At 71.5% G+C, this 25,998-nt stretch carries 22 protein-coding genes; 6 read left to right on the top strand and 16 right to left on the bottom strand.

Going from position 1 to position 25,998, the window contains the following annotated elements; translation table 11 throughout:
• From AWC19_RS12290 to AWC19_RS12235, 12 genes are all read right to left on the bottom strand, one after another.
• Positions 1-1,046: PPE family protein (locus tag AWC19_RS12290; RefSeq protein ID WP_085078354.1), on the bottom strand; the 1,046-nt coding region annotated here is incomplete at its 3' end.
• 20 nt (positions 1,047-1,066) lie between these two features.
• Complete coding sequence (locus tag AWC19_RS12285; RefSeq protein WP_085078340.1) at positions 1,067-1,375, bottom strand: PE family protein; 309 nt, start codon at positions 1,373-1,375, stop codon at positions 1,067-1,069.
• 2 nt (positions 1,376-1,377) lie between these two features.
• A complete protein-coding gene (eccCa, locus tag AWC19_RS12280; protein WP_085078339.1) occupies positions 1,378-5,358 on the bottom strand; it encodes a type VII secretion protein EccCa in 3,981 nt (1,326 codons plus the stop codon).
• Positions 5,355-6,983 (bottom strand): type VII secretion protein EccB, encoded by a 1,629-nt coding sequence (gene eccB, locus AWC19_RS12275; protein WP_085078338.1) that lies wholly within the window; start codon positions 6,981-6,983, stop codon positions 5,355-5,357. Before eccB ends, eccCa begins: the two co-directional genes overlap by 4 nt.
• A complete protein-coding gene (gene eccA, locus AWC19_RS12270) occupies positions 6,980-8,833 on the bottom strand; it encodes a type VII secretion AAA-ATPase EccA (protein ID WP_085078337.1) in 1,854 nt (617 codons plus the stop codon). Before eccA ends, eccB begins: the two co-directional genes overlap by 4 nt.
• A gap of 223 nt (positions 8,834-9,056) precedes the next feature.
• Entirely contained in the window at positions 9,057-10,565 is a 1,509-nt protein-coding gene (locus AWC19_RS12265) for a PPE family protein (RefSeq protein ID WP_085078336.1), read from the bottom strand.
• A 145-nt stretch (positions 10,566-10,710) separates the two neighbouring features.
• Complete coding sequence (locus tag AWC19_RS12260; RefSeq protein ID WP_085078353.1) at positions 10,711-11,619, bottom strand: class I SAM-dependent methyltransferase; 909 nt, start codon at positions 11,617-11,619, stop codon at positions 10,711-10,713.
• 35 nt (positions 11,620-11,654) lie between these two features.
• A complete protein-coding gene (locus AWC19_RS12255) occupies positions 11,655-13,364 on the bottom strand; it encodes a PPE family protein (RefSeq protein ID WP_085078335.1) in 1,710 nt (569 codons plus the stop codon).
• 116 nt (positions 13,365-13,480) lie between these two features.
• The gene (locus AWC19_RS12250; RefSeq protein ID WP_211284905.1) at positions 13,481-15,052 is read right to left on the bottom strand and encodes a PPE family protein; all 1,572 of its coding nucleotides are present in this window, start codon (positions 15,050-15,052) and stop codon (positions 13,481-13,483) included.
• Positions 15,053-15,054: 2 nt separating this feature from the next.
• The gene (locus tag AWC19_RS12245; RefSeq protein ID WP_085078334.1) at positions 15,055-15,363 is read right to left on the bottom strand and encodes a PE family protein; all 309 of its coding nucleotides are present in this window, start codon (positions 15,361-15,363) and stop codon (positions 15,055-15,057) included.
• A 130-nt stretch (positions 15,364-15,493) separates the two neighbouring features.
• Positions 15,494-16,267: a hypothetical protein gene (locus tag AWC19_RS12240; protein WP_085078333.1), complete on the bottom strand. Its 774-nt coding sequence runs from the start codon at positions 16,265-16,267 to the stop codon at positions 15,494-15,496.
• The gene (locus tag AWC19_RS12235) at positions 16,264-16,698 is read right to left on the bottom strand and encodes a hypothetical protein (protein WP_085078332.1); all 435 of its coding nucleotides are present in this window, start codon (positions 16,696-16,698) and stop codon (positions 16,264-16,266) included. The genes AWC19_RS12240 and AWC19_RS12235 overlap by 4 nt, the downstream gene beginning before the upstream one ends.
• 106 nt (positions 16,699-16,804) lie before the next feature.
• Between AWC19_RS12235 and AWC19_RS12230 the strand changes: the two genes are divergently transcribed.
• Positions 16,805-17,350 (top strand): hypothetical protein, encoded by a 546-nt coding sequence (locus tag AWC19_RS12230; protein ID WP_245848913.1) that lies wholly within the window; start codon positions 16,805-16,807, stop codon positions 17,348-17,350.
• Positions 17,351-17,354: 4 nt separating this feature from the next.
• Here the strand turns inward: AWC19_RS12230 and AWC19_RS12225 are convergent, their stop codons facing one another.
• Positions 17,355-18,248 carry an oxygenase MpaB family protein gene (locus AWC19_RS12225; RefSeq protein ID WP_085078331.1) on the bottom strand — a complete coding sequence of 298 codons (894 nt, stop codon included), beginning with the start codon at positions 18,246-18,248 and terminating at the stop codon, positions 17,355-17,357.
• Between the two features lie 83 nt (positions 18,249-18,331).
• Here AWC19_RS12225 and AWC19_RS12220 point away from each other — a divergent pair, with 83 nt between their 5' ends.
• Positions 18,332-19,015: a TetR/AcrR family transcriptional regulator gene (locus AWC19_RS12220; RefSeq protein WP_085078349.1), complete on the top strand. Its 684-nt coding sequence runs from the start codon at positions 18,332-18,334 to the stop codon at positions 19,013-19,015.
• Here the strand turns inward: AWC19_RS12220 and AWC19_RS12215 are convergent.
• Both AWC19_RS12215 and AWC19_RS12210 read right to left on the bottom strand, forming a co-directional pair.
• Positions 18,969-19,517 carry a hypothetical protein gene (locus AWC19_RS12215; RefSeq protein WP_085078350.1) on the bottom strand — a complete coding sequence of 183 codons (549 nt, stop codon included), beginning with the start codon at positions 19,515-19,517 and terminating at the stop codon, positions 18,969-18,971. The two genes, AWC19_RS12220 and AWC19_RS12215, sit on opposite strands and share 47 nt — an antisense overlap.
• Before the next feature lie 33 nt (positions 19,518-19,550).
• Positions 19,551-20,132, bottom strand: a complete 582-nt coding sequence (locus tag AWC19_RS12210; RefSeq protein WP_085078330.1) for a VOC family protein — start codon at positions 20,130-20,132, stop codon at positions 19,551-19,553.
• 129 nt (positions 20,133-20,261) lie between these two features.
• Between AWC19_RS12210 and AWC19_RS12205 the strand changes: the two genes are divergently transcribed.
• Genes AWC19_RS12205 through AWC19_RS12190 form a run of 4 tightly spaced genes read left to right on the top strand, consistent with a single transcriptional unit; the run spans position 20,262 to position 25,227 of the window.
• Positions 20,262-20,867 (top strand): TetR/AcrR family transcriptional regulator, encoded by a 606-nt coding sequence (locus AWC19_RS12205; protein ID WP_142281129.1) that lies wholly within the window; start codon positions 20,262-20,264, stop codon positions 20,865-20,867.
• A complete protein-coding gene (locus AWC19_RS12200) occupies positions 20,864-21,997 on the top strand; it encodes an alpha/beta hydrolase (RefSeq protein WP_142281126.1) in 1,134 nt (377 codons plus the stop codon). Before AWC19_RS12205 ends, AWC19_RS12200 begins: the two co-directional genes overlap by 4 nt.
• Positions 21,973-22,956, top strand: a complete 984-nt coding sequence (locus AWC19_RS12195; RefSeq protein ID WP_245848912.1) for an NAD(P)-dependent oxidoreductase — start codon at positions 21,973-21,975, stop codon at positions 22,954-22,956. Before AWC19_RS12200 ends, AWC19_RS12195 begins: the two co-directional genes overlap by 25 nt.
• A 51-nt stretch (positions 22,957-23,007) precedes the next feature.
• The gene (locus AWC19_RS12190; protein ID WP_085078327.1) at positions 23,008-25,227 is read left to right on the top strand and encodes an acyl-CoA dehydrogenase family protein; all 2,220 of its coding nucleotides are present in this window, start codon (positions 23,008-23,010) and stop codon (positions 25,225-25,227) included.
• 91 nt (positions 25,228-25,318) lie between these two features.
• Here the strand turns inward: AWC19_RS12190 and AWC19_RS30055 are convergent, their stop codons facing one another.
• Positions 25,319-25,690, bottom strand: coding sequence for a hypothetical protein (locus tag AWC19_RS30055; protein WP_211284904.1), 372 nt, complete (start codon positions 25,688-25,690; stop codon positions 25,319-25,321).
• Positions 25,691-25,998 lie beyond the last annotated feature (308 nt).

Here is a 25,998-nt window from a genome sequence, read left to right as displayed (position 1 = left end):
GTCCGACGGTGGGCGGGCGCGCCGGCACCCGCCGCGCCGGACGGCGCCGGGGCGCCCGCGGGGGTCGCGACCGTCGGCGCCATGCCGGCCACCGGCCACACCGGGGAAGCGGTTGAGGCGAGGATCGGCGCGGCCGCCACCCCCGCGGCGACCGGCGCGGCCAGCGCCGGAGACGCCGCGGCCGCTATCGCCAGCGCCGGTTGCAGCGTCACCGGAAGGATGAGCCCGAGAAAAGGACTCAGCAACAGCGACGGGTAGGTGATCGAGGCGCCGACCCAGGAGAAAGCCTGGTAGGCGATCGCGAACAACAACGGACCGTAAAGCACCAGCGCCTCGGACGGATTCGTCATGAAGGCCTCGACGATCTTCACCGAGTTCCCGATCGGATCCTGGAAGAACGTGGCGAGCTCCTGGAACATGTTTCCGTAGAAGTTGGTGTAGGTCTGCAGCAGCTGAGAGATCAACGACCCGGGGTCGACGGCGGTCGGGGCGGCGCTCGCCGCGCTGTTCGCCTCGCCGCCACCGGGATTGACGATGTTGGGCGCCGGGGCCGTGCGTGGCGCGGAGGCCAGCGCCGCGCCCGAGGCCGCCTGGTAGGCGCCCATCGTGGTGGCCGCCTGGATCCACATCCGCACGTAGTCGGCCTCGTTCAGGGTGATCGGAATCGTGTTGATGCCAAAGAAATTCGTCGCCACCAGCACGCCGTGGACGATGTGGTTGGCGGCCAGCTCCACCAGCGTCGGCATCGCCGCCAGGGCGGTGGTGTATGCCGTCGCCGCGGCCTCGTGCTGGGCGGCCACCCCGGCGCTGTCGGCGCTGGCCCGCTGCAACCACGCCAGGTACGGCGCGTGGGCCGCGACGTACTGCTCGGCGCTCGGGCCCTGCCACGCCCCCGCCTGTACCGCCCCCAGCAGCCCACCGAGTTCGGCCGCCGCCGAAGCGTATTCGGCGCTGAGCGACGACCAAGCCCCGGCGGCCGCCAGCAGCGACCCCGGTCCCGGACCGGCGCTCAGCATCGCCGAATGCACTTCCGGCGGTGCGGCCATCCAGATGGGCGCCGACACTGCTAGCTGCCCGCCATCCCGTAGCTGGCGGCCGCCGCGGCGTCACCGGCGAGATAGCCCGCGCCGGCCTGGCCGACTCCGACGCCGGCGCGGCCCAGCTGCTCCACGCCCTGGGCGGCGACGGCGGTGTGCTCCTGGCCCTGGGCGCTGAACCCGGCGGCCGTCTGCAGCGACACCGGGTCCGCGGCCGGCGGCACCACCGCGGTGATGGCCGGGGCGGCCGCCGCGTGCGCGGCCGCCAGCCGCGCCGTCAGCGCCTCCACGGCCGCGCTGGTCGCGGCCAGGCCCTCGGGAACCACGCGCAACGTCATGACTAACTCCCCTTCTGTTGCGTATCACCAAACATCGCGGCCTCCCCGACGAGCGGGTTGACCAATTGCACAAAGGTCGGAATGTCGCTGTCGCCCAACAGGATCGCCCTGCCCGCGGGCAACCGGGCGAACCGCTGGCCCCGGATCTTGCCGCTGTCCTGGGGGTTGCCCGAGAGCATCAACGTCCTCGCCTGCAGGTCGTTGAGGCGGCGCAGCAGCGGGCTGGTCATCAGCGAGTGGCCCGATCCGCTGGCGCGCGCGGTGACGATCACCCGCAGCCCCAGGTCGACCGCCTGCGCCAGCAGGCCGATGAGCGGGGTCCAGGGCCGCTGCCCGATGTAGGGGCCGCTCGCCGCCGGGGCGTCCGGGATCTGGTCGACGTCGTCGATGATCAGGTAGTGGGTTTGCCCCCGGTAGGCCCAGCCGGACAGCTCGGCCGCCGACAGGCCCACCGGCGGCCGCCGCGATTCGATCAGGTTGGCCAGCCCCTGCATCGCCGGGATGACCCGGTCGATGTTGGCGGTGTACTCGTTGTCGGAAAACAGCGGCTCGTCGACGAGGTGCAGCCGCCGGTCCAGCACGGTGAACGCCACCTGGTCGGCGCTAAAGTGCTCGCGGACGGTCCGGATGATGTGGCGCAGCAGCGTGGTCTTACCGGACTTGCTGTCGCCGAACACCATCAGCAAGGGGTTCTCGGCGAAGTCCAGGACGACCGGGGCGAGGTCCTCCTCGCGCTGCCCGATGACGACCCTTTCCCCGCCGCGATGCAGCGGGCCCACCGCGTCGGGCGCGAGGTTGGTGGGCAGCAGCCGGACCGGCGGCGCCGACATCCCCGGGTAGCGGGCGTTGATCGCGGGGATCTGGTCCAGTTCGGGGGCCGCGAACAGGAAATGCTCGGCGGCCATGGTCAATCCGCGACCCGGCTGGTCGTGCGGGACGGCCTCGGCCGGGCGGCGCAGCGCGCCGACCACCCGCACGTTGCTGTCGCGCGCGTCGTGCAGCTTGAGCTCGAGGCGTAGCCCGAGGCCGTCGCGCATCGCCAGCGGCACCTCCAGCCAGCTGGGCGTGGTGATGACGACGTGGATGCCGTAGGCCAGGCCGACGTTGACCAGCTCGGTCACCTTGGCCAGCAACGGGTTTCGGGTGTTGAACTGGTCGGTGTTGTCCCGGCCGAACGCGTACAGGTTGTCGATGACCAAAAACACCTCGCCGTAGCCGTCGTCGGGGGCGGCGCCGTGCTTCTCCCGGAACAGCTCCCGCTGCTGGCGGGACAGCAGCAGCTGCTCCAGCTCGCCGAAGGTGCGGCGGATGCGTTCGGGTTCCAGCGGCGACGCGACGCCGCCCACGTGCGCCAAATCCTCGAGCGCCCGCAGCTGGCCGCCGCCGTAGTCCAGGCAGTAGAAGGTCACCTGGCGCGGCGAGTGCAGGCTGGCCGCCGACATGATGAACGTCTGCAGGGCCGTCGATTTCCCGGACTTCGCGCCGCCGTGGATGACCAGGTTCGCGGCCGACGACGTCGCGTCGAACACCAGCGGGTCGCGGCGCATCTCGAAGGGCTTGTCGACCTCGCCGAGCGGCCAGCGCCATTGCCCCTGCGGCACCCCGGCGCGGGCCAGCACCTCCGGCAACGGGATCGGCTCGTCCAGCGGCGGCAGCCACAGCTGCGGCGCGCGCGGCCCGTAGCGCGCCAGCTGCTCGCCGATGGTGGCGATCAGCTTGCGCGGCGGGCCGGCCGCTTCCTCCTCCTCGCCGCCGCTGATCACGGTGCCCGGGTCGGGCTCCACCCGGTCGGCCGTGAACAGCTTGGGCTCCGAATTGGCATGCACCACAAGCGCTTTGGCGGTCTGCGGCGGCTCATAGATGCCGTCGACGTAGGTGCTGCGGAACTTGATCGGGGTCGCGCCCGGGGCGGGCACCAAAAAGCCGACGCCCTTGTGCTCCTTGCCCGATTCGATGTGGTAGGCGTCCTCCACGCCGATGATCTGGCGGGAAACGCTGGGGCTGGCCACCTTCAGCCCGATGCGGTAGGAGGTGTTCTTGTCGATGTCCTTGATCTTGCCCACGTCCAGCGTCTGCGACGCGAACAGGATGTGGATGCGGAACGAGCGGCCCTTGCGCGCGACGTAGTCGAACAGCTCGGCGTATTCCGGGTGATCGGCCAGCATCAGGGTGAACTCGTCGGCGACCACGAAAAGGGTTGGCAGCGGCGGCAGATCGGCGGCGGCCGGCGCCCCGGATTCCCGAGCGTTCTCGTATTCGGTCACCGAGTTGAACGCGCTGCCCTGGACGCGGCGGCCGGCCTCGCGCAGCAGCGTCTCGCGGCGGGCGACCTCGCCGCGCAGCGTGTCGGCGAACCGGTCGGCCAGCGACTTCTTTTCGGCCATGTTCGAGATCACGGCGACGACCTGCGGGAAATTGCGGAAGCTGTCGGCGCCCGCCTCGCCCTTGAAGTCGGCGTAGATCACGATCAGCCGGTCCGCCGAGTGGGTTGTCAACAGCGCCAACAGGATCGACATCAGCGTCTGCGACTTGCCCGAACCGGTCATCCCGATCATCAGGCCGTGCGGACCCATCCCGCCCTCGGCCTCGTCCTTGAGGTCGAAGATCAGCGGCTCGCCGGTCGCCGTGACACCGATCGGGACGCGCAGCTCCTCGTCGCGCGGCCGCGGCGCCCACAGCGCGGGCACGTCGAGCTGCGACGCGTCCGGAATGCCCAGCAGCGTGGTGAAAGTCGCGCCGCGGGTGGCCGCCGAGCGCAGCCCGGCGTGGGTCGGGTTGGAGTCCCACCGCGACAGCTGGCGGGCCAGGTGGGCGGCCTCGGCGGCGCCGAGCCGGTCGGCGTGGTCGATGTAGGGCTGCCAGCCGCCCGTCTGCCAGCGCTCGAGGGCGCCGTGCGCGACGCGCAGGATCGGCTTTTCCGGATCCGAATACTGCTCGCGGTGCGGCGGTGTGGCGCTGCGGTGCACGACGGTGACCCCCGCACGGCCCACGGCCAGCGCCGAGGCGTTCAGGTCGAGGTGGGGGTCGTCGACGACGATGAGCAGGTGCCGCAGCGCGTCGGCGGGCTGCCCGGTGAACGCGGGGCGGTCGGCCAGCGCGGGCCCGAGCATCGCGGCGAGCTCGTCGGCGCTGGTGCACAGGAACCGGGCGGGTCCCACACCGTCCAGCTCGCCGGGAATGTCGACGTGCGGCAACCACTTCAGCCACGACCAGTCCGGGTCCTCCAGGTCGCGGGCGACCAGGGCCACCCCGAGCACCGTCGGGTCGTGCCACGTCACCGCCTGGGCGATCCAGGCGCGCATCGCCGCCCGCGCGTCCGCCGCCTCACCGAGCACGGTGATCCGCGAGACCTTGGTCAGGTCTATTCCGGTCGGGACGTCGCGCACGATGCGCTGGGTGTCCAGCAGGCTGCGTAATGCGCTGTGGCACACCGGCTCCAGGTCGATCTCGTCGGCGGCGTCGTTGACCCGCAGCGGGGTCGCCAGCGGCACCTCGTGCCGGCCGGCCCGCAGCACCAAAAAGTCGGCGTCGTGCGGGTCGCGCTCCCACTGGCGCCGCGACCCCGGCACCGTCGAGAGCGTCGCCGGGTCGGGGTGCGACCACAGCGCGGCCGCGCGCTGCTGGGCGGCCTGGGTGCGGATGTTGTCGCGGACCACCGACAGGTAGCGCAGGTAGTCGGCGCGTTCGGCGTCGACCTCCTCGGTGCGCATCTTGTTGTCGTTGCCCCGATACAGCGCCGTCGCCGCCAGCAACAGCACGAACGGGAAGAACAGCGTCTGCGGCGAGATCACCCGCATCCCGGTGGCCACCAGCGCGACCACCATGCCGACGATCAGGATCACGATCAGGTACGGCATCGCGCGCCGCAGCAGCGACGGCGGAATCACCCGGGGCAGCTCGGGCGGCGCCTCGATGGTGATGGTGCCCTTGCGGGTGGTTGGCGGGGGCAGCCGCCGGCGGGCTTCGAAGATCAGTCGGCTCATCGGGGTCCTCCTTCGGCCGACACGGGCCGGCCCGGCCGGGCGTCGGGTGCCAGCCCGTCGTGGGCCAGCAGCGCGTCGGCGCGCGATAGCGTGGGGCCGGGCGCGAACAGCGTCAGCGCCGACCAGGGGATGGGGACCGGCGGTGCGCTCAGGCCAAGGGCCTCAACGGTTTTCCCCTGCCCGGCGCCGCCGGTCTCGGTGTCGATGCCGTAGCGCACGCCGGTGTCGGAGACCCAGAACATCGATCCGGCGGCCGGCGCGTCCGCCCCGCCGCCGACGGTCTGGGCGAAAAAACCCGTGCCCGGCGCCAGCGCGACGCGGGTGGCCACGCCCGGCGAGCCCCCGACCAGGTCGACGGTGCGTATGCCGTCGGGCACCGGCAGCGCCGAGCCGGACAGGATGGTCAGCGAGCTGGTGGCGGCCCCGGCCGGCTTGCTCCAGTACGCACAGGTGACGGGGTTCTTGGCCGCGTCGACGATGCCGAGCTGCTGGTCGGGGTAGCGGGTGGTGTCCAGCATCCGCGACACCGGCAGCCTGGCCACCTCGTCCGCGGCCAGCCGCGGCGGTTGGTCCAGGCCATAGGAATTGGTGTTGCGCAGGATCGCGGCGAGCACCGGCGACACCGGCTGCAGGCCGTCCGGCAGCACCGCGTAGTAGCGCGACGAATTCTGCTCCAGGCCGTAGGAGACCACCACCGCGCCGATCGGGGCCGGCACCGAAAAGCCCGCGGGCGCACCGGCGTTGGGGATCGGCGGCGCCGCCAGCGGCGGGGACTCGGGGATCGCGTTGAACAACCCCTGCGCGATCGGCCGCGGCGCGGGCACGTCGGAATTGTTCACGCCCAGCCCGAGCGCGCTGGTCACCGCGTGGTTGGCCAGGTCGATCCGGCTGCGCTTGCCGTCCCACAGCAGCCAGGTGCCCTCACCCCTGTCGCTGGGGAAGTCGACCAGGATCGCCTGGTTGGCGCGCATCGCGACCGCCCGCGCGCCGGTGCCGTCGGGCCGGCCGGCGATCACCGTCACCCCGGTGCTGTGGGCGCCGCGCGTGGGGCCCCCGCGAAGCTGGGGAGTGCCGCTGACCGAGTCACACACCGTCCAGTTCGCGTCGCGCGAGGCGTTTTGCACCATGCGTTCGGGTGCGCCCGGGATGCCGATCAGGTTCCCGCGCGGAAACTTGTCCAGCTCAGAGCTTTTCACCGTGGTGGGGTCGACCGGCCGCCCCACGATCAGCCGCGCCGAGGTCAGGTTGAGCACCGGGTGCAGGTTGTCGCCGACGCGCACGTACAGCGCGGAGGTGGACCGGTCGGCGAGCACCGGGTTGTTGCCGGCCGAGCCGGCGGGCCGGATGAGCGAGAACACGAAACAGCCCGCCAGGCCGGTGATCAGGATCAGCGCACCCATCAGCACCGCGCGCGACTGGGTGCGCAGCGGGTCGACGAGCATCCGGGTGTCGTGCAGGGCGATGCCCGAGGCGATGCGGCGCATCACGAAGCGCCAGCCGCTCACCTGATGCCGGGTCACGAAGCCGCGGCGGTAGACCACCTTGTCGGGGTTGTCGTTGACCGGGGTCCGGGAGGTGAACGAGCGCCGATCCTCCTGGGGCTCATGGCCGTTGGTGTTGCTCATGCCGGCACCGACAGCCCGAGACCGCGCAGCAACGGCTCCACCGAATTCGCCACGTCCTGGTCGGTGATCGTCATCAGCTCCTCGTCGGTGAATTCGCCGCTTCCGGCGTGTTCGGAATGGTCGAGCCGGAATTCGCGCTCCTCTTCGGAACGTTCGACGATGTTGCGGACGAACCGGCCGTTGCCGGCGATGTCGAGGCTGCGCCGCGAGATCCCGTTGGAGTCGGGGGTCGACTCGGCGGCCAGTTTCGAGAACAGGGCCTCCATGTGTTGCAGCGCGGCGGGTTCGAAGACGCTGTCGCGTTGCTCGGCCATCTTGTGCGCGATCTCGACCAGCTCGGTCGGCGTGTAGGACGGGAAGTCGATGTTGCGGGTGAACCGCGACCGCAACCCTTCGTTGGTGTCGAGGAACTTGTCCAGGTCCGCCCGGTATCCGGCGATGATGACGACCAGCCGGTCGCGGTCGTTTTCCATCCGGGCCAGCAGGGTGTCGATGGCCACCAGGCCGAAGTCGTTCTTGGCGCCGGTGGCCACCAGGGCGTAGGCCTCGTCGAGGAACAGCACCCCGTCCAGCGCGCTGTCGATGATCGCGTTCGTCTTGGCCTCGGTCTCGCCGATGTGCTGACCGATCAGGTCGGCGCGGTGCACCTCCCTGATGTTTTCCCGCTTCAAAAGCCCCAGCCCGCAATAGATTTTGGCGACGACGCGGGCGATGGTGGTCTTACCGGTGCCGGGCGGCCCGGCGAAGACGAGGTGGTGGGTGCGCTGGGCCACCGCGAGCCCGCGCTGCTTGCGCACCAGCTCCATGGCCACCGAGCTCTTCAGCCGCGACACCTGGTTCTTGACCTCTTCCAGCCCGATGAACTCGGCGAGCTGGCGTTCGGCCTCGGCCAGCAGCGAGGCCTTGCGCTCGTGGGCGGCGGGGTCGACAAAGTCCTCGGCGCTGGGTTCGGTTGCGGGGTCCCACGGATCGGTGCGGGCCTCGATGCGTGCCGCCGTGGTGGTCACGATCCCAAAGCTGGTGTCGGACAAGGCGTGTTCGACCTGTTCGTTCTCCGGGTGGGCCGCGTACAGGTCCTGCAGCACCTCGCTCGCCGATTCCTCGTCGACGTGCGCGCGCAGCACGAGCGCCTTGGCCAGCGCGCCGTCGACGGCCGCCACCGGGACCGGGCCGTCGGGCTCCTCCAAGTAGGACAGCGACGGGGCGAACATGCCCAGCCGGGCCAGCGCGGTGCCCAGGGCGATCTTGGCCGCGTGGGCGAAGGTGTCGTCGAGGTCCGCATCGGTGACGACCGGGGTGAGCAGCTTGACCACGTCCGACCAGCGTTCGGCGCGGTAGTTGACGACGACGGCGACCCAGCGCGCCTCGCGCCAGCCCGGGCGGCGTTCGAGGAGGCCGGAAACGATGTCGTGGGCTTCGGCAAACCGGCCCGCGGTTGCCAGCGCCGCGGCATAGGCGAGGTGGAAGTCGTCGGGGCCGGTGGCGCGGAACTGCAAGTACAGGCCGGTGTCGTAGCGGAAGCCCAACGCGCCGGGCGCCAGTTCGACCTGGCGCTGCAGCGTGCCCGCCGTGGCGGCCGTCCGCGAAACGGCCTCGAGCACCCGCGGGGAGACCTCGCCGGCGGCGGCCAGCCCGGTCCAGGCGTCGCACTGGTCGTGGGCGACGCGGGTGAGCGCGGTGAAACCCGAACGGGCGGCGGCCAGGTCGGCCGGGCGCTGCCGCTCGTAGACCGCGATGCCGAGCGCGCGGCAGCAGGTGGCGAACCGGCTGACGACGTCGTCGTCCACCCTGCCGCCGGAGCCAGAATTCACAGGGCGCGCCGCGAGCACGCCGGCGTCACCGCGTTCCAAGGCTGCTTCTTCTCATCTATGTAGCCTCCCCTTACCTAATCGCCTGAAGTTAGCATTGCCTAAGCTTGTTGTCGAGGCGTGCCCGGCCACCCGCGACGGGCGCATCAGCTCGCTTTGAGCACCGCATTTGCGGGAACTACGACCCATCATTGGCCGCACTTTCGGGTTTGCGTCCCCCATCCGATCAATTGACAGCGCCCTCTCAGCTTCGGCGCAAGGGAGCTTACTGAAAATCATTTTCATTATCAAACGGCGGGCGCGCGCACGTGCCCGGCAGCATCGGCATCGCGGGGCCGCCGCCGAAATCGTCGCCGGGCAGCGTCGCCAGCCCGGCCGCCGGGGCGGCCTCCCGCGGCGCCGTGCCCGCGAAACCGACGACCCCCGCGCCGCGCCCGGACGCGGTCGTCGCCGCCGCGTCGAGGCTCGGCTCCGCGCCCGCGTCCCACTCCGGGTCCACGAACTCGTAGCGATAACCGCGGTGGTGGTCGTGCATCGCGGCCCGCCGGCGCCGGCGCGCCCGTTCCTCCTGGCGCGCGGCCACCGCCGCCGCCGGGGCCGCGGCGCCCTCGGGTTCGGGGGCCTTGCGCCTCGCGCCGCTGCCGATTCCCATGCTGGATCCCGCGGTCGGGCCGCCCACCAGATACGGGAAGGGGCCCGCTGCGGTGCCTCCGGGCGGCGGGGGCGGGGCTCCGGCCGCGGGCGCGACGGAAGCCGCGGTGCCGGGGGCGGTCGCCGGCGCCGAGGACGGGGCCGGGCCGGGGGCGGCCGCGGTCGCGACGGTCGGGCCCATGGATACCGGCGCGGCCGGCGGCGCGGGCGGCGCGGCCGCGGCGGGGACCGGCGGCGGCTGGATGCCGGCCAGCCCGGCCAGGCCGGCCATCCCGGCGAAGCCGCCCGCGCCGGCGGAGGCGGCCGCCGAGGCGATCGCGAGCGGCACCAGCGTCTGCAGCTGCGGGAAGGTGCTGAGGACTTCGCCGGCGTGGCCGACCTCGTCGGCGACCAGCAACGGGACGTCGGTCTCGACCTCCGATATCGACCCGGCGGGGTTCTCGGGGAACTCCTCGATGTCCCGGCCCAGGGTCTGGGTGATCTCGGTGACCCGGTTCACCCACCAACTCCACTGCGTCGGGTCGCCGCCGTCGTTATCGATGATGTCGCCGCTGTCGTCGTCGCCGCCGCTGTCGTCGTCGGCGGCGTGCAGGATCTGCGGCGCGGGATCGGTCTGCGGCGCCGAGGCCACCGCGGTGCCGGAGACGGTCTGGTAGGTGGCCATCGTGGTGGCCGCCTGGATCCACATCCGCGCGTAGTCGGCCTCGTTCAACGCGATCGGGATGGTGTTGATCCCGAAGAAGTTCGTCGCCAGCAGGACCGCGTGGATCGCGTGGTTGGCGGCCAGCTCGAACAGCGTCGGCATCGCCGCCAGCGCCGCGGTGTAGGCGGCGGCGGCGGTCTGGTGGCTGGCGGCGGCCGCCGCGCTGTCGGCGCTGGCCCTCGTCAGCCACGCCAAATAGGGACCATGCGCGGCGACGTACTGCTCGGCGCTGGGCCCTTCCCACGCGCCGGCCTGCACGGCGGCCAGGATCGCGGTGAGTTCGTCGGCGGTCTCGGCGTAGGCGGCGCTGAGGGAATCCCACCCGGCGGCGGCGGCCAACAGGCCCCCCGGCCCGGGGCCGCTGCTCAGCTGAGCCGAATGGACCTCGGGGGGCGACGCCATCCACACCGGCGCGGTCATAGCTGCGACTCCTTACCCGAGCGCGCCGCACCTGGCGTCCGCCGGGGCTGTCGGGCGGCGTCGCGAGCGCGCAGGGTAGTAGTCGGCGGCCGGGCTTAGAAAGTTCCCGCGTTTGGGTTTTCGGCGCCCCCGACCGGGCCGCCGATCAGGCCCTGACCGCGCTGACCAGCGTGTTGCGGGCGATCATCGGCCCGGCCTCGGTGTCGGGGCCCGGCACGGGGCGGCCGACCTGCCGCAGGTAGTCGGCGAGGGGGGTGCCGCCGGCCGTCCAGCCGCGCCGGCCGAACCACTCGGTGGCCGGGGCGCACTGCTCGTTGTATACGAGCTGGAAGAACGGGCGCTCTTCGGCGCCGGCGGCCATCGCGGCGCGTTCCTCTTCGAGCTTGGCCTCGAACTCGTCCGCCGGCAGCGGCGCGCCGTCTTCGATCGCGGCGTGGCTGCCGCGGCCGGCCAGGCCGTCGATGCCGGTGAACAGCTGCTCCTGGGCGGCGGCGGGCAGGTAGATCAGCCGGCCCTCGGCGATCCACGCGGACGGCTCGGCCGGTTGGAACCCGTTGTCGCGCAGAGCTTGTGGCCAGTCGTCGCGAAGGTCGACGGCGATCTCGCGACGCTCGGCGCGCGGCCGGGCGCCGTGGCCCGCGAGCACCTCGCGCTTGAAGTCGAGCACCTGCGGGCGGTCCAGCTCGAAGATCGTCGTGCCGGCGGGCCAGTCCAGGCGGTAGGCGCGGGAGTCCAGGCCGGCGGCCAGGACGACCACCTGCCGCACGCCGGCGCCGGCGGCCCGGCGGAAGTATTCGTCGAAGTACTTGGTGCGAGCGCCCTGAAAGTTGACGAAGTGCTCGCCGAAGTCGTCGGTCTTGAGGGGATGGTCGGGGGCCTTGCCGTCGAGGACGTAGGCGGCGGGCCCGCCCACCGCGCGGCAGAACAGCTCCGCGTACGGATCGACCGCCAGCGGGTCGGGCTTTTGCGCCTCCAGCGCCCGCGCGGTCGCTACGAAGAGGGCGGTCGATCCGACACTCGTTGTGATGTCCCAGGTATCACCTTCAGCGCGCACACAGACGACAGTACCGGCGGCCCGCGCGCGGATGATCACCCCGGGTCCGCCGCGTCCCAGGTGCCCGGCAGCATCGGCGCCGTTGGGCCGCCGCCGAATTCGTCCCCGGCCAGCGTGGCCAATCCGGCCGCCTGGGCCGCGGTCTGTTTGCGTGCGGTGCCGGCGAATCCCAGATTTTCCGCACCCCGATCCGAGGCCAGGGCGTCGTCCGCCGGTGTAGCCCAATCGGGATCGACGTCGACGTTCATGTCCAGGTATTCGTCGCCGTGGCCGCGCCGCGCTTGGCGCCGGCGCTGGCGCCGCCGCGCCCGGGCCGCCTCGCGTGCGCTCGCCGCGGCCGCCGCGGCGGCGCCATCCGGTTCCGGCGCCTTGCGTTTTGCGCTAGAGCTCGCGCTGGCAGGCATTCCAGAGCCGAACCCGATGCCCGGAGGCCCCGCCACGTACGGGGGGACAAACGCCGTCGAAGCCCCGGCGGCGGGCGGCGGTGCCGGCGCCGGACCCGCGGGGGCCGCCGGGCCGGCAGGCGCCGGCGCCGGGGGCGACGCCGAGGCGACCGTCGCGGCCGGCGCCGCAGTGGTCGGAGCGATAGCGGCGACCGGCGGCAGCGACGGCACCGCGGCGGGGGCAGGCGCCGGTGCGACGACGGGTTGGGGCAGCGCGGCCAGTCCCGCCAGTCCCCCTAACCCGCCGAGCGCACCCACGGGGGCGACCGCGGGGGCCGCGAGCGCGACCGCGGCCGGCTGCGTGGCAGCGTAGGCGGCGACTTCTTCGATGTGCAGGGGCCAGTCGAACAGCTCCAGGCTGACCAGGTATTGAAAGGCCTGCACCGGGTTCTGCGTCAGATACACGCCGAACTGTTCGATGTCCTCGAGGACTTCCAGGGACCGGACCACATAGAAGATCGATTGGCTCGGGTCCGCGTAGGCGTCGTATTCGAGCCCGTTGACGGTGCCCTCGGCCGGGTCCCACGTCACGCCGAACCTCTGCAGGATCTGCGCGATGAGCTGGTTGAGCGGGTTGTCGACCAAGGGGTCGTGCGCGAGTTGGACGTTCCCGATGCCCAGGTCGTTCTGCAGGAAGTCGACGAGCCACTGCGGGAGGTTCAGTGGGTTGTCGCCCTGCGACAGCGCTTCGAGGTCCTGCGAGATCTGCTGCCGGAGCCCCAGCAGGGGATTGGGCGCCGCCGACGACCGGGCGGGCGCGTCGGACTTCAGGATCTGCGGCGCCGGGCCGGTCTGCGGCGTCGACGCCACCGTGGCGCTCGATACCGCTTGATAGGTGGCCATCGTGGTGGCGGCCTGGACCCACATCCGCGCGTAGTCGGCCTCGTTGAGCGCGATCGGGACGGTGTTGACGCCGAAGAAGTTGGTCGCGACCAGCACCCCGTGGACGACGTGGTTGGCGGCCAGTTCGGCCAGCGTCGGCATCGCCGCCAGGGCCGCGGCGTAGGCCGCCGCCATGGCCTCGTGGGCGGCGGCGGCGGCCGCGCTGTCGGCGCTGGCCCGGGCCAACCATGCCACGAAGGGGGCGTGCGCGGCCACATACGACTCGGCGCTCGGGCCCTCCCACGCGCCGGCCCGCACCGCGGCGAGCACGGCGACGAGTTCGTCCGCCGCCGAGGCGTATTCGGCGCTCAGCGAGTTCCAGGCGCCCGCCGCGCTCAACAGGGACCCCGGCCCCGGACCGCCGCTGAGGAGGGCCGAGTGCACCTCCGGTGGCGACGCCATCCAGACGGGCGCGGTCATGCTTCGCCGCCGCCAGCACTAATGAACATGGTTTTCATTATCGCTAGGGCGCGCCGGTTTGCAACTCGTTGCCGGAGTGGCTGGAAGGGTTGTCAGCCCCGCCTCGGCGGCGCGGTTCAGGCGTCGGAGGCGGTATCGCGGCCGCGCGGCACCATCGGCATCCGCGGGCCCGCGCCGAAGGCGTCGCCGGGCATCGTGGTCAGCCCCGCCGGCCGCAGCCCCGCCGCGGGCAGCGTGCCGGCAAACCCCAGCGCTCCGGCACCCCGTTGCGAGGCCGCACGCCCGTACGGCTCCGGGGCGCAGGCGCCGTCGTCAGCGTCGGCGTCGAGGTATTCGTAGCGGTAGCCGCGGTCGATCACCGCCGAGCGCCGACGGTGCTGCCGGCCCTCTTCCCGCCCTGCGGCTACCGCCGGCGCCGTTGCCTCGCTGGCCTCCCGCGCCGGCGCCGCGAGCGTGGCGCCGGCATAGACCGAGGGCCCGAGGTCGGGACCGGGGCCCACCAGGTAGCCGAAACCCTCGGCGCCACTCACCGGTTGCGGCGCGGTGACCGTAGCGGCCGGCGACGCGGGGGCGGGCGCCGCGGGCGCCGCCACCGGCGCCGCGGGCGCGGCGATCACCGGCGCGATCGCGGGCAGAAGCCAGGGTTGTGGCCCGCCCCCCGCGGGGATCGGCGCCGGCGCGCCGGCGGTCACCGGCAGCGGCACGCCGGCCAAACCGGCCAGGCCCGCCAGCCCCGCCACCGAGCCCAGGCTGGTGATGGCCATGTTGAGACCCACCGACAGCAGCAACGGCGACGTCTGGATCAAAAACCGCAGCGTCCGCAGCGTCCAGTTGACCGCCCGGAAGGTCTGCCACGCGACGAAGTAGCCGGCCAGGGCGGAGAGCTGGGCCGGGTTGTTGAGGGCATTCGGGAGGTTGGTTTGCAGGTAGGCGATGGCCTGCTGGTTGCCCTGGATGAAGTTGGACACGTTCTGCAGGTATTGCAGGGCGTCCCAGTTGGGCTGGCCCTGGCCGGGGATCCGCTCACCGTCGGGGCCGAACAGCATCTGCCAGATCTCCTCGGGCGTCGGCAGCTGAAACGAGCCGTTCCCGCCGCCGCCACCACCGCCTCCGCCGCCTTTCCCGCCGCCTTTCCCGCCGCCTTTCCCGCCGGTGCCCGTGCCCGTGCCGCCGCCGCTTCCCCCGCCGGCTTTGCCGGTGTTCGCGGCCGCCGTCAGCTGGTAGGTGTTCATGGTGGTCGCGGCCTGGGTCCACATCCGTGCATAGTCGGCTTCGTTCGCCGCGATCGGAATGGTGTTGACGCCAAAGAAGTTCGTGGCCACCAACGCCGCGTGGGTCGCGTGGTTGAGCGCCAGCTCGGCCAGCGTGGGCATCTCGGCCAGCGCCGCGCTGTAGGCCGCCGCCACCGCCTGGTGTTGCGCGGCGGCTTGCGCGCTGAGCGTGCTGGCCAGCATCAGCCACGCCAGGTACGGCCCGTGGGCGGCGACGTAGGTTTCGGCGGTGGGGCCGTCCCACACCGACTGGGCGCCCGCCAGTGCGGCGGTCAATTCCGTTGCGGCCGAATCGTATTCGGCGCTCAGTCCGATCCATGTTTGGGCCGCCGCCAGCAGCGGCCCCGGCCCGGGCCCCGTGCTGAGCAGCGCGGAGTGCACCTCGGGCGGGAACGCCATCCACACCGGCCAGACCATCGTTAGCCCACTGTGGGCAGATACGCCGCCGCGGCCGCCGCGTCCCCGGTGGCGTAGTTGGTTGCGGCCGCACCGACCCCGATGCCGGCGCGACCCAACACCTCGACGCCTTTGGCAACCGCTTCGGTGTGCTGCGCACCCTGCTCGCTGAACTCCGCGGCCGCCTGCAGCGACACCGGGTCGATCGCCGGGGGCACCACCGCCGCGATCGCCGGGGCCGCCGCCGCATGCGCGGCCCCCAGCCGGGCGGCGATCGCCTCCACGGCGGCGCTGGTCGCCATGAGCCCCTCGGGAAGAACACGCAAGACCACGGCGCCGACCCCCTTTCCGGACCTGTCCGCCAGGCCAGCGGGCGAGCCAAATCCCGCTATGCGACGACATAGACGATATTAGTTCGCATCTGCGGAATAAAGAGCCGATTATTTCCGAATGCTGCGGAAGTCAATGCCGTTTGACGACCGCCCGGGGGGCGGTTCGCCAGCGCCGGCGCCCGTCCGGTTGCCGGCGGGGTGCCTCGAGGAGCAAAACGGCGCGACCGCCCAAGAGCACCGGCCGCACCCAGTCACCCAGCTCGATCGGCTCTGCGGGGTGGGGCCGGCGATTTCGGCCATCGCGCGCGTCGTCGATGGGGACAAGCGCGCGCAAACTCTCGAGCGTGGCCACATGGGGAAGCGCCTCGAGGCCGGGCAGGGTGATGAAGAGCCCGTCGTCGCCGGAAAGGTGCAGCCCGACGGCGGCCAACGCCCCGATGACGCCGCCTTCCGTCCCGCCGTGCCCGGACAGGTGGATACCGGCGGCGGCGGCGCATTGACGAGCTTGCTTGGCGCACAGCACTTCTCGTTTGGCCCGGCGACCGAAATCCATCAACACCGCGTCCGCGATCTCGCCCGGGGTGGCCACGGCCAGGCCGGGGTCGGCATCGGGCGGACAGACCCGTTCGAGAAATCTTGCCGCCAGTTCGATGACGCGATGGCGCACGGCGCCGGGATCTTTCCGCGGGCTGCGCAGCGCCAGGCAGGCACTGGAATTGTGCGACGTATAAGGGATCCGATCGTCGACCAGCAGCTGGTGGCGCGTCGCCGCGGCGGCCGCCCCGAGCCCCGCGGCTTCTAACTCGCGCAGCAGCGCCCTGGCGCGTCGACCCGTGCCCGGGCTGGAAAGGTCATCGGTGTCGTCGATGCCGATCAGCAGATCGACGCCCGCCAACGCGGTCACGGGTTGACGACCAGGGCGGTGACGTCGCGCACCCAGCGGTCGACGGGCAGCTGCGGCCCGGCGAGCTTGAGCGTCTCGCGTTTGGTGATGTCCAGGATCACGCGTTGTCCGATCTCGGCGGCGATCAGCGTCTGGGCCGGGTCGCGCCCCTCGACGCGCACCCGTTCGACAGCGGTGGCGCCCCCCGCCTCGAGAACGGACCGCACCGACGGTCCCCGCTGGACCTGCGCCCCGCGCGACTGCGGCGTCGCGATCTCGAGCTGCGGCAGGTCCCTCAACCGCGGCAGCGCGAAGGTGGCGAGGACGGCGCCGTTCTCGCGGACGGCGACGAGGGCGGCGCTGGCCTCACGGCCCGCGCAACCGCCCAGGGCGGCCGCGGACAGCTGCGCCGCCAGCACCGCCACGCGAACGCGCGCACCGATCGACCGCATCAGCGGTCCTTATGGGCCGCATCGGTACGCATTCAAGGAGGATATCCGCCCCCCGCTTCCGCAACCGAGCTTGTCGGCACGCGCGCCGCGGCTCTACCGTGAAGCGGTGACCGTGCCGCTACCACGGGCGCGCCGCGCGGCGGCCGGCTGGCCGGTTGCGCGCGACGTCGTCTTCCCCGCGCTCGCCGTCGCCGGAATCGTCGCCGCGGCCGACCTGCGCATGCCGATGGGACTGCCCGGCCATCGCGGCCTGGTATGGCTGAGCCTGCTGGTGGCCGTCGTCCTGACCGCCCGCACGCGCGCGGCGGTCCTTGCGGTCGGGGCGGCCGCGACGTGGACGACACTGGGGTGGCACCTGGTGCCCGGACCGTGGGACGGTTCGCGGTACCTGGCCGCGGCCGTCCTGCTGTATGCGGTATCGGCGGCGGCGGGCCGGCGGCGATGGCCCGTGGTGGTTGCGGCCGCCCCGACCCACCTGGTCGCGCTGGCCGGCCCGGCCGCCGCGGCGATCGGCGGCCGGTACTGGTCGGCGTCCGTGACGGTCGGGATGACCGAAAAGGCGCTGTTTCATCTGGGCTTCGGGCTGGCGGCCGGGCTTCTCGGCTGGGCCGTGGCCTGTGGCGCCGACCGCGCACTGCCGCGGCGGCGGTAACGGGCTAAACCAGGGGACGCCCCGTCCTGATGCGGCGGTCGACGTCGGCGAGCAGGACGTTGAACGGGAACCGCCGGACGAACCGCGGCATCGCGCGGTTGGCGACGCGCAGGACGGCGATCAGCCGGTCGAAGCGCCGCTGCCGTGCGTCGTCCCACGGCAACCGCATCTCGTCCCGGAATCGCTGCGGCAGAAAGCCCGTGGTGATCAGCAAGCCGAAGTCGTCCAGCAGGCGCTGCAGGCGCCCGGGCAGCCGCAGCCCCGGAATGCGGCCCGCCGCAATCGGATACAGGTATTCGCGGACGGCGTCGTCGATGTGCACCTTCGCCAGCGACTCCTGCCAGTAGCGGTCGAAGGCGGCCCGGTCGGCCGGCCAGCGCTCGGCCGGCACCTGCAGGGTGGTGCCCAGCGCCATGCCCTCGCGGTAATGGCGGTCGGCGTCCTCGCCGTCGAGCTCGCCGACGAACATCCGGTAGACGTCGACCCCGCCCTTGTACAGGCAGGCGCCCACCCGCAGCTGCAGGTCCACGTCGAAGGCGTTGTAGGACACCGGGCTTTCCGGGGTGGAATACACCTGCGCGTGGGCCCGGTTCACCGCCCGGCGGAAGGCCTCCTTCTGCGCCTCGCTGCCCGCGGTGGCCACGGCGAGGTAGGTGAAGGTGGTGCGCGCCCGCTTGATCGGATGCAGGTCCACCCGACCGCTTTCGACGCGGCTCTCCAGCACCCCGTAACCGACACCGGGCCGCGCCAGCTGCATGATCACGTTCGCCGGGCCGGCCAGCAGCGCCACGCCCATCAAGCCCTCGTCGATGCCCAGCCCGCGCCGCCGGGTGCGACGCGGGCGCGGTGGGTCGGCGACGGCACGCTCCACATGCCGGATCGGCTCGTGAATTGCCATAATGCGTCCTTCCTGACCGCCGACCCGCCAAATGTGCGAACGTCCGTTTCCTGATGTTGTCGCGCGACGTGGCCGGTGTCAAGATGGTCGTCATGCCGGAAGCCTCCAGCGCGCGGCCCTACCGGGGCATCAAGGCCGCCGAGCGCCTTGCCGGGCGTCGGCGCCGGCTGCTGGCCGCGGGGCTGGACCTGCTGGGCGCCGAGCGGCCGGACCCTTCCGACTTGACCGTCCGCGGCATCTGCGGCCGCGCCGGGCTCGCGGCCCGCTACTTCTACGAAAGCTTCACCGACAAGGACGAATTCGTCGGCGGCGTGTTCGACTGGGTGGTGGCGGAGCTGGCCGCCACCACCCAGGCGGCGGTGGCCGCGGTGCCGGCGCACGAGCAGAGCCGCGCGGGGATCGCGAACATCGTGCGGACCGTCGCCGAGGATGCCCGGATCGGGCGGCTGCTGTTCAGCACGCAACTGGCCAACGCCGTGGTGGTGCGCAAGCGCGCCGAATCGAGCGCGCTGTTCGCCATGCTGTCGGGCCAGTACGCCGGGGAGGCGCTGCGCGTGCCGGCAAACGACCGCATCAAGGCCGGCGCCCACTTCGCCGTCGGCGGCGTGGCACAGACCCTCAGCGCCTGGCTGGCCGGCGACGTCCGGCTCGAGCCCGGCCAGCTCGTCGACCAGCTGGCCACGCTGCTCGACAAGCTGACCGACCCAAACCTCTACGGGCTCAAGGGAACAGCGGCACCTGCCACAACCGCATCCCGGGATCCATAAGCCACAGACGCATCATCGTGAGCCGCATGATGCGCTGCGCGCCGATGATCATGAACGTCGCCAGCGGCACCTCGATGCCCAGCGCTGTGATCATCGACAGCCAGACGTCGCGGGGCCCGGCGGTCATCAGGTCGAACCAGGCGTCGCAGATCAACAGGATTCCCGAAGTGAAGGCCGCAGGCACCAGCAGCTGGCGGCGCAGGTATCCCAGCACGGCCGTCGCCAGCATGAACACGACCAGCAGCATGTCGAAGCCCACCCAGGTGGCCCGCCAGTTGTGGGCGAGGTAGCGCTCGGGCAGCGTCAGGGACAGATACCCGATCCAGGGGATCAGGGCGATCGCACCGCCAACCATCAAACCCAGTCGGATGCGCCGGATCCGGTGCAAAAACACCGGGTCGATCAAGTCGCCGAGGGGTTGCTCGAGCCGCTGCACCAGCTCCCGCCGCTGCGCGGGCGTCAGCGCCTCGATCTGCGCGTCGGTCAACACATCATCGGTCATCATGGGCGTCCCCCTCGAGCCCCGGTTATGCGTTCAGCGTACGGCGTGCTCCCGGGGGCGCCGCTCGGCGGCGGTCTTGGGGATGGCTTGGGCGTCATTGGGGCCGAATTCTTTAACCCAGCAAGCGAATTCGAGCGTAATCCCGTCGGGGTCGTGAAAGTAGAACGACCGCACGTAGACGCCGGGATGCACCGTGGCCGAGACCTGCATCTCGCTCTCGTCGTGGTTGAGCACCGGACCCACCCGCACGCCCTTTTCCTTGAGCCGCTGCCGGTAGGCGTCGAACTTGTCGGCCGGCACGTGGAAGGCCAGGTGGTTCATGGTGCTCACCGCGCTGGTGATGTCCCCGATGCCCGGGATGGCGCCCGGCGACGAGAGGCCCGGCACCCGGTCGGGGGCGTCGGCGAACCAGAAAAACGCCACGCAATCGCCGTTGCCGGCGTCGAAGAAGAAATGCTGCCCCGCGCCGCCGGGCAGGTCGAGCGACTTGATCAGCGGCATGCCCAGGATGCCCGAATAGAAGTCCACGGTGCGCGCCATGTCCGAGCACACCAGCGCGACGTGATTGATGCCGCCGAGCTCGAATTCGGTGTTGGTGTTGTGCGGCTTGATCATCGTGTGGCCCCTCTCGGTCGCCGGCGCCAATGCTGGCCAAGGACTGGATCTGAATCTAACATCAGGTTCAGTTTCGATCCAGGGAGGTACGCGCAGGTGTCGACGGCGGCAGCACAGGACGGCCGGGCCATGGTGTACCCGACCCATCGCGGCCGCCGGACGCGGGCCGCGATCGACCAGGCCGCGCGAACGGTCATCGCCCGCAAGGGAATCCTGAACACCACGATCGCCGACATCGCCGCCGAGGCGGGGCGCTCGGCGGCGTCGTTCTACAACTACTACGACTCCAAAGAGGCGATGGTCCGCCAATGGGCGTTGCGGTTCCGCGACGAGGCCAACGAGCGCGCGCGCTCGGTGACCGGGCACGGCCTGTCCCACCGGGAGCGCGCGCGCCGGGCCGCCGCCGCCCATTGGCACACCTACCGCAATCGGCTCGCCGAGGTGATCAGCGTTTCGCAGCTGGCGATGGTCAACGAAGACTTCGCACGATACTGGGCCGAAATCTGCTCAGTCCCAACATCGTTCATCGCCGAAATGGTCCGGCGCGCGCAGGCCGAGGGCTTTTGCCCCGACGACGACCCACAGCTGATCGCCGAGGCGATCGTGGCCATGTTCAACCAGTTCTGCTACGTCCAGCTCACCGGGCAACGTCAGCCCGACGACGAGGCCTGCATCCGGACGCTGGCCAACATCTACTACCGAGCCATCTACGCGTGCGGAGGGGAGACGAATTGAGTCGCCACGGGGGCGGCGCGGAGGTGGTCCGCGAATTCGTCGGCCTGCCGTCGCCCACCGCCGGGCGCGCCGGGGCCGGCGGGCATCCCTGCCAGGGCCTGTATCACCGGGCCGCGGGGCGCAAGCCGAAGGTGGCGATGATCGCCGCGCATTACCAGATCGACTTCTCCGAGCACTATCTCGCCGACTACATGGCCGCCCGCGGCATCGGCTTTTTGGGCTGGAACACCCGGTTCCGCGGCTTCGAAAGCCGCTTTTTGCTCGACCACGCCCTGGTCGACATCGGCGTCGGGTTGCGCTGGCTGCGCGAGGTTCAGGGCGTGGAAACGATTGTGCTGCTGGGCAATTCGGGAGGCGGTTCGCTGATGGCCGCTTACCAGTCGCAGGCGGTCGACCCGAACGTGACGCCGCTGGAGGGCATGCGGCCCGCGGCCGGGCTCACCGAGCTGATCCCCGGCGACGGCTACGTCGCCACCGCCGCCCATCCCGGCCGCCCGGACGTGCTCACGGCGTGGATGGACGCCGCCGTCATCGACGAAACCGACCCGGTGGCCACCGACGACGGCCTGGACCTGTTCAACGAGCGCAACGGCCCGCCGTACTCGCCGGAGTTCCTCGCCCGCTACCGGCGCGCGCAGACCGCGCGCAACCACGCCATCACCGACTGGGCCGAACGCGAGCTGAAACGCGTTCGCTCCGCGGGCTTTTCCGATCGACCGTTCACCGTGATGCGAACCTGGGCCGATCCGCGCATGGTCGACCCGAGCATCGAGCCCACCAAGCGCCGGCCGAACCAGTGCTATGCGGGCGTGCCGGTCAAGGCGAACCGCTCCGCGCGGGGCATCGCCGCGGCCTGCACGCTGCGCAACTGGCTGGGCATGTGGAGCCTGCGGACCGCGCAGACCCGGGCCGAGCCGCACCTGGCCCGCATCACCTGCCCGGCGCTGGTGATCAACGCCGAGGCCGACACCGGCGTCTTCCCCTCCGACGCCCGCCGCATCTACGAGGCCCTGGCCGGCACCGACAAGGCCCAGGTCGTTATCGACAGCGACCACTACTTCACCACCCCGGGCGCCCGCGACCGGCAGGCCGATACCATCGCCGGGTGGATCACCAGGCGGTGGCGGTAAGGGTTCTCGCTCACTTCGTTCCGGGCGCCAAGGTGCTCGATTTGGTTGCCCGCGAATCGGATTGGCTCGATGTCCGATGGTGCGCCGAGGACGACGACGAAAGCTTTTACGCCGAGCTTCCGGACGCCGAGGTGATCTGGCACGTGCTTCGGCCGCTGTCGGGCGCCGACCTGCGGCGCGGTGACCGGCTGCGGCTGGTGCACAAGCTCGGGGCCGGCGTGAACACCATCGACGTCGCGACCGCGACGGAATGCGGCGTCGCGGTGGCCAACATGCCCGGCGCGAACGCGCCGTCGGTCGCCGAGGGCACGGTGCTGCTGATGCTGGCCGCCCTGCGGCGGCTGCCGGAGCTGGATCGCGCGGTGCGCGGGGGCCGCGGCTGGCCGGCCGACCCCGAGCTGGGCGAGACCGTGCGCGACGTCGGCGGCTGCACCGTCGGGCTGGTCGGCTACGGCAACATCGCCAAGCGGGTGAGCGCGATCGTCGAGGCGATGGGCGCGACCGTCCTGCACACCAGCACCCGCGACGACGGGCGGCCCGGCTGGCGGCCGCTGGCCGAGTTGCTGGCCGCCAGCGACATCGTCTCGCTGCACCTGCCGCTGACGGCACAAACCCACCATTTACTCGACCGCCACGCGCTGGCCCGGATGAAACCGGCCGCGGTGCTGGTCAACACGTCGCGTGGCGCCGTCGTCGACGAGGACGCGCTGGTCGACGCGCTGCGCGCCGGGCGGCTGGCCGCGGCGGGGCTCGACGTGTTCGAGGTGGAGCCGGTGACGCCGGACAACCGGCTGCTGGGCCTGGGCAACGTCGTGCTGACGCCGCACGTCACGTGGTACACCGCCGACACCATGCGGCGGTATCTGGCCGAGGCGGTCGCCAATTGCCGCCGGCTGCGCGACGGGCAGCCGCTGGCCCACGTCGTGAACCCGGTAGTCAACCAACCGACCGGTTGTTAGCTTGGAAGTGCTTCGCCGACGCGGAGCACGAAAGCCATGGGAAGGCGGCCAATGCCTATCGCGATCAATCCTGAGCATCAAGACCTCGCCGATTCCGTGCGATCCCTGGTGGCGCGGGTGGCGCCCTCGGAGATGCTGCACGCCGCGATGGAAACCCCGATCGAAAACCCGCCGCCGTACTGGCAGGCGGCCGCCGAGCAGGGGCTGCAGGGCGTCCATTTGGCCGAGTCCGTCGGCGGCCAGGGCTTCGGCATCCTCGAGTTGGCGATCGTGCTGGCCGAATTCGGCTACGGCGCGGTGCCCGGGCCGTTTGTGCCGTCGACCATCGCCAGCGCGCTGATCGCCGCGCACGACCCGGAGGCCAAGGTGCTCTCCGAACTGGCGACCGGCGCGGCCATCGCCGCCTACGCGCGCGACTCCGGCCTCACCGCGACCCGGCACGGACCCGACAACGAGGCGCTGGTGATTCGCGGCGAGGCGCGCGCGGTTCCCGCCGCCGCGCAGGCGTCCGTGCTGGTGCTGCCCGTCGCGATCGACAGCGGCGAGGAGTGGGTGGTGCTGCGCGCCGAACAGCTCGAGATCGAGCCGGTCAAAAGCCTCGACCCGTTGCGCCCGATCGCCCACGTGCGGGCCAACGCCGTCGAGGTCGGCGCCGACGCGGCGCTGAGCAACCTGACCATGGCGACCGCGCACGCGCTGATGTCCACCCTGCTTTCGGCCGAGGCCGTCGGGGTCGCGCGGTGGGCGACCGACACGGCGTCGAACTACGCCAAGGTCCGCGAGCAGTTCGGCCGGCCGATCGGGCAGTTCCAGGCCATCAAGCACAAGTGCGCGGAGATGATCGCCGACACCGAGCGGGCCACCGCGGCGGTGTGGGACGCCGCCCGCGCGCTCGACGAGGCGAGGCACGGGGACGCCGAAAAAGGCTGGGACATCGCGGCCGCCGGCGTCGAGTTCGCCGCGGCCGTGGCGGCGACGCTGGCACCGGCCGCGGCGCAGCGGTGCGCGCAGGACTGCATCCAGGTGCACGGCGGGATCGGCTTCACCTGGGAACACGACGCGGGCGTGTACTACCGCCGGGCGCTGATGCTGGCCGCGTCCTTCGGCCGCGCCTCGGAATACCCGCAGAAGGTGGTGGACACCGCGACCACCACCGGGATGCGCGCGGTGACCATCGACCTGGATCCCGACACCGAAAAGCTGCGCGCCGAGATCCGCGCGGAGGTCGCGGCGCTCAAGGCGATGGAGCGCGAGCCGCGCCGGGTCGCGATCGCCGAGGCCGGCTGGGTGCTGCCGTACCTGCCCAAGCCGTGGGGCCGGGCCGCCAGCCCCGTGGAGCAGGTCATCATCGCCCAGGAGTTCAGCGCCGGGCGCGTCAAGCGGCCGCAGGTCGGCATCGCGGCGTGGATCATCCCGTCGATCGTCGCGTTCGGCACCGAGGAGCAAAAGCAACGGTTCCTGCCGCCGACCTTCCGCGGCGACATGATCTGGTGCCAGCTGTTCTCCGAACCGGGCGCCGGGTCCGACCTGGCGGGGCTGACCACCAAGGCCACCCGCGCCGACGGCGGCTGGCGCATCACCGGGCAGAAGATCTGGACCACCGCCGCGCAGTTTTCGCACTGGGGCGCGCTGCTGGCCCGCACCGACCCGAACGCCCCGAAGCACAACGGGATCACCTACTTCTTGCTGGACATGAAGAGCGACGGCGTCACGGTCAAGCCGCTGCGCGAGCTGACCGGCAACGCCATGTTCAACACGGTCTACATCGACGACGTCTTCGTGCCAGACGACTGCGTGCTCGGCGAGGTCAACCGGGGCTGGGAGGTCAGCCGCAACACCCTGACGGCCGAGCGGGTGTCGATCGGCAGCAGCGACGCCAACTTCCTGGCGACGCTTCCCGAGTTCGTCGAGTTCGTCCGCGACGGGCAGCTTGACCAGGTCGCCCAGCACCGGGCCGGGCAGTTGATCGCCGAGGGCCACGCGGCCAAGGTGCTGAACCTGCGCTCGACGCTGTTGACGCTGGCCGGCGGCGACTCCATGCCGTCGGCGGCGATCTCCAAGCTGCTGTCGATGCGCACCGGCCAGGGCTACGCCGAGTTTGCGGTCTCGTCGTTCGGCACCGACGCCGCCATCGGCGACACCGACGAGCTACCGGGCAAGTGGGGCGAGTACCTGCTCGCCAGCCGGGCCACGACGATCTACGGCGGCACTTCCGAAGTGCAGCTCAACATCATCGCCGAACGGCTGCTGGGCCTCCCGAGGGACCCCTAGACAAACCGTGCCGACCCGGGGGCCGGTCCCAGGTCGGCACGGCTCTTGCGCCACCTAGCCGGCGACGCTAGCCGTTAGGCGGCCCGCTGGCTCACCACCACCAGTTCCACCATGGCCGACCCCAGCCGGGGTGGCCCCAACCCCAACCGGGGTGACCCCAACCCCTACCGGGGTGGCCCCAACCCCAACCGCCCGGGTGGCCACCCCAGCCGCCGTGGCCGGCCCAGCCGCCATGGCCGCCCCAGCCGTGGCCGCCGCCACCCCAGCCATGGCCTCCGCCGCCCGGCCTGAGCGGCAGGTCGGGGGCGCCGTGCGGGCCGGACGCCTCGAAGGTGGTGCCGGGCGCGGCCGGCGGGGCGGCGTGCGCGGCCGGGGCGCCGCCGAACAGCAGCGCTCCGGCCAGCAGGCCGGCGCCCGCCACGCCGACGCCAGCCCGTCGCAGGGAAGCCAGTGCAGTCATCATCGGTGAGCTCCTTTGGTTTAAGGACGTCTCGGGTGTCACAAGAAACGGTATCCATATTTACGAGTTATCTGCAACTCTAGCTACCCATTATGGTCGAGAGATAAACGTCACCATCGAGCAACTATTTTATTGCCGCGCGCCTTCCCAGGATTTCCGCGTTTACTGAGATCAGTACCTCAGGCAAGATCATATTCGCAGCTTAGAAGCGATCTACTGAGATACGCGTTCCCGCAAGTGAGTATCCGCATAAGTAAGTAGAACCTGCTTTCATTAAATTCGCGACGCCTGACAACAGATTTTTTATCCAC

Origin of the sequence: Mycobacterium palustre (assembly GCF_002101785.1) — a bacterium.
Classification (GTDB): domain Bacteria; phylum Actinomycetota; class Actinomycetes; order Mycobacteriales; family Mycobacteriaceae; genus Mycobacterium; species Mycobacterium palustre.
Note: the sequence above shows the minus strand (reverse complement) of the source record. Positions and strands in the feature narration are given on the sequence as shown.

Excerpts from the sequence above, each read along its gene's own strand:
- AWC19_RS12285 (WP_085078340.1), bottom strand. The coding sequence starts at position 1,375 with ATGACGTTGCGCGTGGTTCCCGAGGGCCTGGCCGCGACCAGCGCGGCC.
- eccCa (WP_085078339.1), bottom strand. The coding sequence starts at position 5,358 with ATGAGCCGACTGATCTTCGAAGCCCGCCGGCGGCTGCCCCCGCCAACC.
- eccB (WP_085078338.1), bottom strand. The coding sequence starts at position 6,983 with ATGAGCAACACCAACGGCCATGAGCCCCAGGAGGATCGGCGCTCGTTC.
- AWC19_RS12265 (WP_085078336.1), bottom strand. The coding sequence starts at position 10,565 with ATGACCGCGCCGGTGTGGATGGCGTCGCCCCCCGAGGTCCATTCGGCT.
- AWC19_RS12255 (WP_085078335.1), bottom strand. The coding sequence starts at position 13,364 with ATGACCGCGCCCGTCTGGATGGCGTCGCCACCGGAGGTGCACTCGGCC.
- AWC19_RS12250 (WP_211284905.1), bottom strand. The coding sequence starts at position 15,052 with ATGGTCTGGCCGGTGTGGATGGCGTTCCCGCCCGAGGTGCACTCCGCG.
- AWC19_RS12235 (WP_085078332.1), bottom strand. The coding sequence starts at position 16,698 with ATGCGGTCGATCGGTGCGCGCGTTCGCGTGGCGGTGCTGGCGGCGCAG.
- AWC19_RS12225 (WP_085078331.1), bottom strand. The coding sequence starts at position 18,248 with ATGGCAATTCACGAGCCGATCCGGCATGTGGAGCGTGCCGTCGCCGAC.
- AWC19_RS12220 (WP_085078349.1), top strand. The coding sequence starts at position 18,332 with ATGGTCGTCATGCCGGAAGCCTCCAGCGCGCGGCCCTACCGGGGCATC.
- AWC19_RS12215 (WP_085078350.1), bottom strand. The coding sequence starts at position 19,517 with ATGACCGATGATGTGTTGACCGACGCGCAGATCGAGGCGCTGACGCCC.
- AWC19_RS12210 (WP_085078330.1), bottom strand. The coding sequence starts at position 20,132 with ATGATCAAGCCGCACAACACCAACACCGAATTCGAGCTCGGCGGCATC.
- AWC19_RS12205 (WP_142281129.1), top strand. The coding sequence starts at position 20,262 with ATGGTGTACCCGACCCATCGCGGCCGCCGGACGCGGGCCGCGATCGAC.
- AWC19_RS12190 (WP_085078327.1), top strand. The coding sequence starts at position 23,008 with ATGCCTATCGCGATCAATCCTGAGCATCAAGACCTCGCCGATTCCGTG.
- AWC19_RS30055 (WP_211284904.1), bottom strand. The coding sequence starts at position 25,690 with ATGATGACTGCACTGGCTTCCCTGCGACGGGCTGGCGTCGGCGTGGCG.